Source organism: Thermosporothrix sp. COM3, assembly GCF_059696735.1.
This window is the reverse complement of the sequence record NZ_AP019376.1, coordinates 7,356,000-7,368,390: the sequence shown is the minus strand read 5'-3', so window position 1 is coordinate 7,368,390 and position 12,391 is coordinate 7,356,000. Positions and strand designations below refer to the sequence as shown.

Genomic DNA, 12,391 nt, shown 5'->3' with positions numbered 1-12,391 from the left:
AAACACGAAGAAGCAGGGAGGAGCTCTAGCAAGAGCCAACAATAAGCTACGCCAGATAGGGGCTACCGGCGTACAGAGAGAGGTATATTGATCTCTATAGTGTTGATAGAGATATCGCGAAGGACGGCCAGTCTCGCTGGCTCAATTGGCTCAATAGAAAGGTATCAACGCAATTTTTCTCAGATCTAGATCAGATGTGGAAGTGATCCCGGCTTTCACCCCGTTTGCAAAGGGTAGCACCGAGTGCAAAGCTCACATGAGACAATAGAAGACGGCAGAGTCGAACCTGTTCCTCCTCCCCGGCAGGCGCATCTACCGAGGGACTCTCATCCTCTATTGATCTACGAATTCCGCTAATAGCAGCATAACAGAGCGGCTTTCGCTTCGTCAAGGGTAAGAAAGAAAACAACGACGAGAGGAAAAAGAGAAGTGGAGGCGACCGGGAGTCGAACCCGGCATCCTGCTCCAGAGCCAAGAGCTGCGCTACCGTTACGCCTCACCCCCAACGGCAGTATAAGGCGAAAGGGGTTCGAACCCTCTATCTCCATCTTGCAAGGACGGTATTCTCACCGTTAAACTACACCCCACACTGATCGGATCAACCGATGAGGCCATTATAACCTGTTTCGTATTGTGCAGTCAAGATTGCATTTCTATATATCAATTTCACTACCAGGGAACCGAGACATAGTCTTTGTAGAAATGCCCGTATGTCAGCTTACCATCCACTATCCCCTGAAAGATTGGATCACAGACGCGTGCCGCCGCATCTACAAGATCAAGCGGCAAGATCAAGTGCTCGTCCTGGATATCCACAGGCGTCTGCAACGAGATCCAACCAGGATCCACACTGTTCATATAAAGAGAATCCGCCGCCAGCTCCTCCGCCGAAGAATGGGTCAGCATATTCAGAGCCGCCTTCGCCATATTCGTGTGGGGGTGCGTTCCACGCTTCTTTTGCGCAAATTGCCCCTCGGTCGCAGTGACGTTCACGATAAAGCGATGCGGGAACTGGCTTCGTTTCATCAGTGGACGCAGGCGACTGATAAGCAGAAATGGCGCGGTAACATTGACAACCTGTACCTCCAGCATCTCTGTCAGTGAGATATCAGCCAGGCGTGCAGTCCAGCTATTCTGCTCTGCAACGGCAAGCGGACCAACCTCTTCCTGCGCGACCGGAGGTGCCTCTTTGGCCGACGATCCAGCGGGGGCCAGTAAAGCCCGAAAAGGCTCCTCTCCATCTTGCATCATAAACGCGACCGGAGGTAACACAGCCTGAGAACGCTCAACCAGCAACCGCTGTTCCGCTGAAAGCTCGGCTCGCTCACCTGCCAGAAGAGCAGCATAGGCTGAGGGCGGCTGTTTGACCGTTTGTGCCGCATTGTTAATCAGAATATCCAATCCCGGATAGGCCGAGGAAAGGTAGTTGATAAATTGTTCCAGCACTGGCAGGGAGCGGAAATCAAGGCCATAAATATGCAGCCGATCGCGCCATTTCTGAAAATCAGGCTCACGGCTGTAACGTCGGGCTGCGTCATAGGGAAAACGTGTTGTGGCAATTACCCGGGCTCCTGCCCGCAAGAGGCGTAGAGCGGTCGCATACCCGATTTTTATTCGTGCTCCTGTCACCAGCGCAATGCGCCCTGTCAGATCTCCGGGGATCGCCCGTTTCACATAGTTGAGATCACCACACTGCAAGCAGAGCCGCTCATAGAAGAAGTGATGGTGGGTATAATTCCGCTTGCAGACATAACAGGTATATGCCTTGTCAGACTCCAGGGTACGAGAAATATGAATAGTGCTCTGCACAAAAGGAATACCATCCAGCACGGGATTACGATAAAAGAGACCGTGCCCCTGCGCAAGCAAAAAATCGGGACGCGACAGCATCTTCTGCCGCTTCAGACTGGCATCCAGTAACAACGCAAGCACTTCCTGGCTCTGTGTCTGCGTATCTTTTAATGCCCGAAAGGCAATAATCCCTAATGGGAAGAACTTTCCAAGCCGACGCGCAGGCCTCTGTGTTGCCAGAATCTCTTCTAACTTCCGTTCGGGCAGCAGAGTTTTAGTGGAGGCGGTCACCCGCAAGAGCGCTTCCAGCCCTGCCGTATCGAGCGTGTCAGCAAGCTGGACAGTGACAAGCGCCTGACGAATATCAAATATCCCTTCTTCCTCTCGCATCAACATGCTCTCAATCGTCCGATCATAGAGCACCAGATCAACACGAGATGAGAGCTGTTGCCGCTCGTTACACAAACGGCCAGACCCAAGCCCGTAGCTCTGTGGGAGTAGCTGGCGTAATTCAGCCCGCAGAAGCGCCAATGCATCAGGTTGTGTCAGATTCCTTTTTATACAAGAAAGAATAGAAGATAGGTGTAGGCGAATATCAGTCATCGGTCCTCAAAAATGCGTTTCTACCCGGAACAACATAGCTTCGCATAGACTACCATCCTGTATAGATGCATGTCAACGCCGATGATCATGCCAGAATCAAAAAGCCGGGCGCATTTCTGCAACCCGGCACAACCTAAAAGCCTACTTCTTCGTTGGCAGGACGCTTTTGACCAGCTCTTTTGCTGACTGCTTGATAATACCACCCTCTTCGGGATCACCCTTCACAAGCGCTTCCAGGTAGTTCTTCGCTTGCTCAAACGTGATATGCGGCGGTAATGTCGGCACCTCACCAGTCACACAGGCCTCATAGACTACCGGACGATCAGCCTTTAACGCCTCATCCCATGCGGAAGCAACATCTTCCGGCCTCTCAACTCGGATACCTTTAAAGCCAAGCGACTCAGCAAACTGTGCATAGGGGAAATCAGGCAAATTCTGGGTTGCTTCCAGCTTAGGATTACCGGACAGAATACGCATCTCCCATGTGACCTGATTCAGATCACGATTGTTGAGCACCATAAAGATGATACGGGGATCGCTCCAATTCTTCCAGTACCTGGCAACCGTTATCAGCTCGTTCAGCCCATTCATCTGCATCGCGCCGTCACCGGTCGTACAGATAGGGATGCGATCAGGATACGCGAACTTTGCGGCAATCGCATACGGAACCGCAGCCCCCATAGTTGCCAGGCTCCCTGAGAGCGAGCCCATGTTCCCCTCTTTCATGCGAATAACGCGCCCATACCAGTTCGCGGTTGTCCCGGCATCAGCAGTCAAGATTGCATTTTCAGGCAGCCGCTTTGAGAGTTCCAGGAAGACAAGTTCCGGGTTCACCGGATCGGCCTTCTCCTGTGCCCGGGCCTCGACCAGCTTCCACCAATCGGTGACATTCTTCTCGATTTTCTCGCGCCACGAGCGATCCTTTTTCTGCTGTAACAGCGGTAGCAGCGCCCGCAAGGTCTCGGCGCTATCACCTCTGAGGTTGACTTCCATTGGATAGCGCAGGCTCAAACGAGCAGGATCTATATCGATCTGCACTCCCCGAGCCTGTCCCTCTTTTGGCAGAAACTCGGCATAGGGAAAGCTCGACCCGATCATCAGGAGTGTATCGCACTCCATCATCATATCCCAGCTTGGCTTTGTACCAAGCAAGCCAATACAGCCGGTAACATAGGGCAGATAATCGGGGAGAACGGCTTTTCCGAGCAATGCCTTCGCAACACCGGCTCCCAGCACTCCAGCCACGTCCGCAACTTCTTTACTGGCACCCAGGGCACCGGCACCAACCAAAATCGCAACCTTTTTGCCCTCATTCAACACGGTAGCGGCTCGCTGCAAGTCTTCCTGTTTGGGAACAATACGAGGCTCCGAGTAGCCTATACCGGTATGGATAGTATTATGCGCGTGAGGCGGGTTCTCAACTGCCCCCATCTCTTGAATATCCTTTGGCAGAATCACGCAGGTTACGGTACGCTCTGCCTGAGCAATGCGAAATGCACGATCTACCAGATGACGTACCTGCATCGGGCTGGAAGCCATATGAACATACTCACCGGCCACATCTTTAAAGAGGGAGAGCAGGTCAACCTCCTGCTGATAGTTGCCACCAATTGCCGGACGCGCCGCCTGACCGACGATAGCGACAACCGGTTGATGGTCCATCTTGGCATCATAGAGTCCATTAAGCAGATGAATCGCGCCGGGGCCGGAAGTAGCAAGACAGACCCCCACTTCTCCGGTGAACTTCGCATGCGCTGTCGCCATAAAGGCAGCCATCTCCTCATGACGCACCTGCACGAAATCAAACAGATCTTTATGCCGCTCTAACGCACCCAGTATGCCGTTAATACCATCACCGGGATAGCCGTAAATACGCTTCACATTCCACTGTGAAAGACGCTCTAACAGAAAATCGCTGACTTGAGCCATAACGTAACTTACTCCTCCTAGCTAAAAGACCTTCTAGAGGTTCTCTCTTGTCAGACATGCAGTCACACTGCATGCTCAAGCCCACTGACCAACGGTCCCTGATACCAGAGGATCCATCTATCAGGATGATGCGGCGGGCACAAATACTTCACCCACTTTCATCATAAACACTGTTCCCTACCACTTGATGTAAACCAGCACGAGGCTTTCTTTACCATGCAGTCATAGAAACGCGCCATGCTTGATTGCTTGAGAGAATACGGCCAGCTACATGAGGTACACGATTTCAGCATGAGACATGTTACGTAACGCCGGATTGAGACCGGAACCAGCCATAAAAAAAGCTCTTCCGCAGAAGAGCCTAGTTTGTAAGTCTCAGAGCCGATCAAGCACAACGTTTTCGTAGCCATATTGTTTGAAATAGGCCAGCAAGGCAGGCCCATCAATCAGCGTGATTGGCAAATCTCGGACAAAGTCCCTCGAATTATCACTGAAGCGACTTGTTGCAACAAGAAAGCCTTTCGTTGCCTTCTCTTTCAACATAGTTCCATAAAGAGCCCGAACGGTTTCTATTGGAACCATATTTGTATAGCGTTTCACCTGCACAACAAATTTGCCCCCACGCAGCGGATCAGGATCCTTAACCACAATATCAACCCCACCATCACGGCTCGCCTGAGTCACTGATATTGTTACCCCATGTCCACGGAATATTTTCCGAAAAAGTTCCCCCACCAGATGCTCAAACTCCCGCCAATCGATGGTAGCAAGATTGATAAGCGGCTTCTCAGGAGAACGTCCAGACATACCTGTCGGAGTCAAGGCAATGGACGCTCTGTTCAGTACCATCGCTTTTGACATCACTTGCCCCGTATTCTCGCCAAATCCCCCATCCAGTCTACGTACACATGCTCTCGGCTGAACCAATTCCAGATTGATTGTTGCCAATACATCCCTTGTGATATCTAGCATAATAACATAGGTATCGACAGGGCGGCCGGTAGCAGGGTCAATACTTCTCACATAACCTCTCACCTGCAATACATTCACATGGGGAGACATCACATATAAAAATATGCGATGAGCGACAAGCAAAACTACCTGACAAAGAAGTTCTTCATAAAGCTCTTTATGCGCCTCGGGGCGGAATGGAACCGGCACAATCCTCTTTTGATCTGCAACATAGACATATCCCTGATACCATTTCAATTCCTGCATATCAGGAACACGTAACAGAATCTTTGCGGTCTGGTTCTGTATATCAAGCGTTGTATCATATTCCTGTATGAAATTTTCCGGAGCCTCCAGAGCAGAGAGTACCTCGTTGACTACATTGACAATGGCCTCACCTTCACCACGCTCAAAAGCTTCTTTCTGCTTGACATACGCTTCCCATGCCTGCTCCTTCTCCACCACAAATGCCTCAAAGTCCCGGCCATAATGTTCCATTGCCAGTTCATGTCTTTCTCTTCGTCGCTCTGTCAAACCAGGAAACAATCGTTCCGGCAAGGACCAATATCTAGGTACCTTATACATCTTTAAATATGTTTCAGGAACAGGTTCTTCTTTCCCAAAGGCAAAAGGAGGATATAGTTTCTTTCCTTCTTTCACTTCCTGTATTGCAGGCTTATCCTTCTCATAGCTCCGAAGAAGAAACCGTCTCAAATCTTCAATTCGCTTCTCTTCACAAGCAGTCAGATTATCGGCTTTCCTTCTCTGCTTTTCCGCTTCCCAGTGCTCACGCTGTTGCTTCACCTGCGCCTCAAGCTCTTCTTCTGAGTATGCTGTAACAACGTGCGATTCCATCAATTCAAAATCCCAAATACGCTTCTGGTACTTTTTTGTTGCACCCATCAGAATAACTCTTCCTCTCTCGCATACATAGAGCATCAGCACTCATAAAAGCTGGATAAGTCACCCAAATATCTTCTCCTCTCCTTTTCCAGCCCATCGTACTTGAAGAGTGATGAGTGCTGATCTGTTGGGAATCAGTATAGCATAAGGATGAGTTAAAAACATGTTTGTTCAGACATAAAAAAGTTCCCCTGCGAAGCCATCCAGGGGAACTTTAAGAACAACAGCTTATGTCAGATGCTCGGCAATCAATTGAGCCAGATGCAACACGCGAATCGGTCGTCCTTCCGCGTCCACACCACCGCGCAAATGCATTAAACAACCGGGATTATCCGAGACAAGCAGTGCCGCTCCTGTCTGCTCCGCATTTGCCAGTTTCTGCTGTAACATCCGTTCAGCCAGGCGCGGTTGCTCAAGTGAGACGGAGCCACCAAACCCGCAACAAACATCCGATCGGGGCATTTCTTGGACCTCGATATCCAGAATCTCACGGAGAATCGTTCGCGCCTCGGAACGAAGGCCCAGGCAGTTACAGGACTGGCACGAATCGTGATAGGTTACGGTATCATTCGGCCCCGGCCGCCTGACCGAGAAACGAACGCCTTGCGCCAGCACCACACGCGCCATAAAGCCAGTAAAATCAATGACGCGCTCGGCAACGGCCTGAGCTCTACGCAGCCAACCAAGTTCATCCAGATCCTCAAAGAGCCGAATATAATCCTGGAGTACGGTCACCACACAACTTGTAGAGGCACTCAGAATATAGTCGACACCTTCGCGGTCTATCATCTGCTCAAGCGTCCTGATTGTCTGCTTTGCCATCTTTGCCCCGTTGACCGTATCGCCGGAGTTCAGCGCGGGAAGTCCACAACAGTTCTGGCCATGAGGAAAGATCACGCGCACACCCGCCGCTTCAAGCACCCGGATTACAGCCTCTCCCATCTCAGGATAAAGCCTATCCGTCATACAGCCAGCAAAGTAGGCCACAGTCAAGTGAGCCGATGTTCCAGACGGCTGCGCCTCCGAATGCGCCTTCACCCGATCGCGAAGAGGCTTCACAGCCAGTGCAGGCAGACTCCGCCAGCGCGTCAATGCAGCCATACCGCCGATAAAAGGCAGGCGCGAAAACAGCCGGAGATTCCGCGAACGCACAAAACGACTTCCGCGCGTTGCCGGAAACTGAAAGAAACTCCCAAACCGCAGCAAGATATCAAACAGACGGGGACGAGCCATTATCCCGAAAACAGCTTTCTTGATTGGAGACAGACCTTTTTCCCGTACCACTTTCCGGCGCACATCCAGAATCAGCGAGGGCAAAGGAATCTCAACCGGGCACACGGTTTCACAGGCATTACAGCTCACACACAGGCTTTGCGGACCGGCTCCTGCCTCAATGCCATGATGGAAGGGCGTCACTACCAGCCCGATAGCACCACTATAGATATGACCGAACGCATGGCCGCCCACCTGCTGATAGGCCGGGCAGATATTCGCACAGGCCGCACAGCGAATACACCGCAGCGCTTCCTTGAAACGAGGATCAGCCCGCATCTCGCTCCGCCCGTTATCCAGTAAAATAATATGCATCTCCCGCTCAGGAGAAGAAGGCCCGGTAATAAACGTGGTGTAGCTGGTAATCGGCTGCGCGGTCGCACTACGAGCCAGCAAACGTATCTGCGTCATCGCGTCAGCAAAGGTCGGCAGCAGCTTATCATAGCCCGCCATCACCACATGGACTGGAGGCAGTGACGTCACCAGACGCCCATTTCCCTCGTTGGTCTGCATCATGACGGTGCCGCCTTCTGCAATTAACGCGTTCGCACCACTGACTCCCATGCCCGCCGTTAAAAACGCCTTACGATGCTCTTTGCGGATGACCGCGACCTGTTCGGCCACATCTTCACGCGAGATCTCACGTCCGGTGGCTCGTGACAGCGTCTCGCCAACCTGCTGCCGCGTTTTGTGAATAATCGGCATGACCATATGCGAAGGGCGCTCATGCTCAAGCTGTGCCACCCACTCACCCAGATCGGTTTCAATCGCGGTGACGCCACGGGCCTCTAAGTAGGCATTCAGTTCCGTCTCCTCACTGACCATTGTCTTTGACTTCACCACAAGCTGAATGCCCTTGCGCTGACAGAGTTCATAGATATAGCGGTTAGCATCCTCAGCGGTTCTGGCCTCATAGAGAACGGCGCCAGCGGCTTCAGCCTGCTGCTTAAATTGTGCAACCAATTCTTCTTGGCGCTCAATCGCTTCATCTTTCGCCGCCTTCAGACGTTCCCGCAGCCGCTCAAAACGGAACTCTTCCCCATATTCCTGTTCTGCTGTAGCAAAAATCTTCTCGCGAGACTCACGCCAGGAAGGCGCAAAGCGTTCCAGCGCACGCTGCAAATTTTGATCATTCAGGGCACGATCCAGCCGCTGAGGGAAGGGCTGATGCTCATGTCCATTCTGAGCCGCTCTCTGCTGGATAACAGGCAATTCCTTTTGATAGCGAATCGTCATGGCTGGACCTCCTGGTGAGCTACAAGCAGAACACACAATGCCTTAGGCCCCTGAACGCCGATTGTCAGGGTACGCTCGATATCCGCGGTACGACTGGGCCCGGTAATCAGCGTCATATGGTGTCGTTGTGTGGGTCCAGGGCGCGTTAGTTGATACAGGCGCTCTCCGACCTGATCCAGGCCCGGAACAAGATCCTCGACTCGCACCAGCACAAAATGGGTCAACGTCAGCATACTGACCGCCCGGGCAGCAAGCACATTATCCGCGACCAGCACAGAACCCGTCTCAGCCACAGCCAACTCAGCCGCCGAAAGGCCTACCGGAGCATCGGCAATCCCGGCAGGGGTCTCGGCCTCACTGATCTGAATTTCTTTCGCGGCAAGCAGAGGAAGAAGCGCTCCCCAGAGAGCGCAATCAGCAAATCCAGGTGGAACAACCAGGGTACGCCCGGTTAAAGCGCTATGAGAGGCAATTGTGTCAGCGGCGGCAGCAAGGTCTTCAACAAGCCAGCATTCGCCTCCACTGGAAGTCAGACGATGCTGGAAACGAAGATATAGTTCTTGCGCATCCATGCGGCTCCCTCTTTTCTCTTACTTCGCGGTCCAACCGCCATCAATCACCAGGGTAGAGCCGGTGACAAAAGCAGCTTCATCCGATGCAAGATAGAGGGCAGCATGCGCAATCTCATCGGGTCTTCCCATACGTCCAAGTGGCTGACGCGCCCCGAGCTGCTGAATCATCTCTTCCTTGTTATCAGGGTAATGGCGATTTAAATAACCCTCAACGAACGGCGTATAGACGGTCCCGGGACAGATCGCGTTTGCTCGTATGCCCTGTGAGACAAAGTCGATCGCCACGGAACGAGTCATACTGATAACCGCGCCCTTACTGGTACTATAGGGGAAACGGCTCTCGACGCCGATCATACCAGCCGCCGACGCAATGTTCACCAGCACACCCCCTTGAGGCTGCTGCTGAATCATCTGGGAGATGGCATATTTAGAACAGAGAAAGACACCCATTGCATTGACGCTCATCACCCGATTCCAGTCCTCCGCGGTCGTCTCTAAGATCGAACCAACATGGCTGATCCCCGCGTTATTCACCAGAATATCGATCCGCCCCTGCTCCTGTACCACACGCTCAAACGCAACCTTCACCTGTTCCTCATTGGTAACATCCAGGCGCAGGGCGAATGCCTGCCCCTCTTGCTCCAGGATCTCCTGCACCACTGTTTGAGCAGCCTCTTCATTGATATCTGCAATATAGACACTGGCCCCCTGTCTGGCATAAAGCAAAGCAATTTCTCTGCCGATGCCGGAACCAGAGCCAGTGACGAGCGCGACTTTATGATCCAATCTGAACATTGATTTTCTCTGCCTTTCCAGCTTATGGGAAGCCTTCAAAACGCAATAACAAACGTACCCTCTCCCTTGATCTGAGGCCACGTTATTCCGCGCGCAACTCTCCCTGTGAAAAGAACTCTCCGCGATGAGCACGCTCATACTCTGAGAGATCATCCAGTGTCACAACAGCAAGCGCCCGGTCTTCGTAGGTAGCGTCCATCTCAAAGCCAAAACTCTGCTTGTGCACCTCAATTCGCGTCGCGTGACGTAACTGAAGCAGGAACCAGCGCGCCGAAGCAAGAGCCCCCTGCAAGCCACATCCACGCGTGCCAATTAAGCGATCAACGATAGCGCCTGTCCCATCTCTGGCAATTAAAATATAGCCATTTCGAGTCTCTTTCTCTTCGCGCTGCCAGTACCAGGGAAGCCAACTTGTTCCTGGATCTGAGGCAGAGAGCCAGAAAAAATAAATTCCACGGGTCGTAATAACACGATAGACTCGATAGGTGCAGTTTTTATCCAGGCGCCTGTGTGGCTGTACATCACCGTCAAACGGTCGCCAATCGGATGCCTCCAATTCCTCAGCAGAGAGTCCTATCTGCACTGCGAACGCGTGAACAGCCTCGCGCCCCCGATCTGCGAGCAGACGGTCTTTATGCCAGGGGAGCGCTTCAATGATGCTATCATCAATCTCGTTGATATTGGCATAGCGCAAATCGCGTTCATATTGCACATGCCCGGCATAGCACCGCCACTGTGGAATACGCATCCAGACCTTGCCCGCCATCAGTACCTCTCTATAGCGAATGTAGACGCCTCTTTTACAGTCCTTTCGCTGGCATTTCAGCACCTGTTCCATAGATGAACACCTTACTCTCCCATCTGCGTACCATAACTCTTTCTCACAGATTACACCACATGTGCGGTAAAAACAACAGCGCTGTGTGACACGGGAAGAGTAAGCCCGGTGGCCTCTGCGGGGGCCACCGGCACTTACAAGAGGCGGGAAGGCAATGGTAACGTGTACTTATTCCTTCAAAAAAAGCTCCACGACAGGAATCAGCACATTCGGGCGCAACGCCGGCACATGGAGCACCAGCGTCTCTTCATCGCCTCCAATGTAGGCACCGCCCCATTGTCCAGCAACGCCGGTGAAGCGCACCTCGGAGGCATCGTGAAGAAACTGAGCATACTCGACCTTGCTGAGCAGACCATCAAGCACAAGCGGTCCCATCGGCCAGCTATAGATATGCAGGTAAAGCCGATTGCCCCGCTGCGTCAGACGGCAATTATCCGGCGCCTTGAACTCGCTTGCCGTCGCCCCATAGATCGAGCGACTGTGCAAGCGCATCCATTCTCCAATGGCCTGAAGAGAGGCGACTGCACGCGGCTCAAATTCGCCGCGCCCATTCGGACCAACATTCAACAGCAGGTTACCACCATTGGAGACGGTATCGATCAGCATGCGCACCAGGACATCCGGGGTCTTCCAGTTCTGGTTATCGCGATGATACCCCCAGCTCCCGTTCAGCGTCTGACAGGCCTCCCAGACGACACGGCGCCCGTTGATCGTCACCCATTCGCGCGGCTGGATCTGTTCTGGCGTATCAAAGTCCGCCTCTTCGGGCATCTCCAGACGATTGTTAATCAAAATATCAGGTTGCAGTTCACGCACCAGCTGGATCAACTTTTCGGACTGCCAATCCTCGCGTCCTTTGCCTTTTGACCAGCCCCAATCCTCATGCGAGTAGGAAAAGTCAAACCAAATAATGTCGATCTTGCCATAGTTCGTCAGAAGCTCACGCACCTGCCCATACATATACTCGCGATATTTCGCCATATCACGATGCTTGTTCTGCTCCCGAAACGCAAGATCATCACGCTGTGGATGAATTCCATCAATGGGAAATTCTGGATGATACCAATCGAGTAGCGAATAGTAGAAGCCAACCTTCAGCCCTTCAGCGCGAAAAGCCTCAACCCAGGGACGCAAGAGGTCTCGTCCATAGGGCGTCTTTGTTGCTTTATAATCGGTCAGGGCAGTATCCCAGAGACAGAACCCATCGTGATGCTTAGCCGTAATAACGGCATATTTCATGCCTGCCTGTTTTGCCATGCGCGCCCACTCACGCGGGTCATAGAGGTCCGGGTCAAAATGATCGAAATAGCGCTGATACGCCTCATTGGTGATTCGTTCATGGTTTCTCACCCACTCGTGCCGCGCCGCCGCAGCGTAAATTCCCCAGTGAATGAACATCCCCAGACGATCATGGGTAAACCAGCGCACACGCTGCTCTGCGTTTGTGGCGTCTGTCTGTAACATCATACACTCCCTGATAAACTGTGAGCCTTTTTTCAAT

8 protein-coding genes and 1 tRNA gene are annotated in these 12,391 nt (G+C 52.4%); all 9 read right to left on the bottom strand.

Going from position 1 to position 12,391, the window contains the following annotated elements:
* Positions 1-430 precede the first annotated feature (430 nt).
* Positions 431-504 (bottom strand) — tRNA-Gln (locus tag KTH_RS31525).
* Between the two features lie 165 nt (positions 505-669).
* Positions 670-2,322, bottom strand: a complete 1,653-nt coding sequence (locus KTH_RS31520) for an SDR family NAD(P)-dependent oxidoreductase (protein ID WP_497622849.1) — start codon at positions 2,320-2,322, stop codon at positions 670-672.
* A gap of 213 nt (positions 2,323-2,535) precedes the next feature.
* On the bottom strand, positions 2,536-4,323 hold the full coding sequence (locus tag KTH_RS31515) for a thiamine pyrophosphate-requiring protein (RefSeq protein ID WP_497622847.1): 1,788 nt from the start codon (positions 4,321-4,323) through the stop codon (positions 2,536-2,538).
* 375 nt (positions 4,324-4,698) lie between these two features.
* Positions 4,699-6,177, bottom strand: coding sequence for a restriction endonuclease (locus tag KTH_RS31510; protein WP_497622845.1), 1,479 nt, complete (start codon positions 6,175-6,177; stop codon positions 4,699-4,701).
* 228 nt (positions 6,178-6,405) lie between these two features.
* On the bottom strand, positions 6,406-8,685 hold the full coding sequence (locus KTH_RS31505) for an LUD domain-containing protein (protein WP_497622843.1): 2,280 nt from the start codon (positions 8,683-8,685) through the stop codon (positions 6,406-6,408).
* Entirely contained in the window at positions 8,682-9,257 is a 576-nt protein-coding gene (locus tag KTH_RS31500; protein WP_497622841.1) for a LutC/YkgG family protein, read from the bottom strand. Before KTH_RS31500 ends, KTH_RS31505 begins: the two co-directional genes overlap by 4 nt.
* 18 nt (positions 9,258-9,275) lie before the next feature.
* Entirely contained in the window at positions 9,276-10,052 is a 777-nt protein-coding gene (locus KTH_RS31495) for an SDR family NAD(P)-dependent oxidoreductase (RefSeq protein ID WP_497622839.1), read from the bottom strand.
* An 82-nt stretch (positions 10,053-10,134) separates the two neighbouring features.
* Complete coding sequence (locus KTH_RS31490; protein ID WP_497622837.1) at positions 10,135-10,890, bottom strand: hypothetical protein; 756 nt, start codon at positions 10,888-10,890, stop codon at positions 10,135-10,137.
* Positions 10,891-11,058: 168 nt separating this feature from the next.
* Positions 11,059-12,357 carry an alpha-L-fucosidase gene (locus KTH_RS31485; RefSeq protein WP_211326105.1) on the bottom strand — a complete coding sequence of 433 codons (1,299 nt, stop codon included), beginning with the start codon at positions 12,355-12,357 and terminating at the stop codon, positions 11,059-11,061.
* Positions 12,358-12,391: the final 34 nt, after the last annotated feature.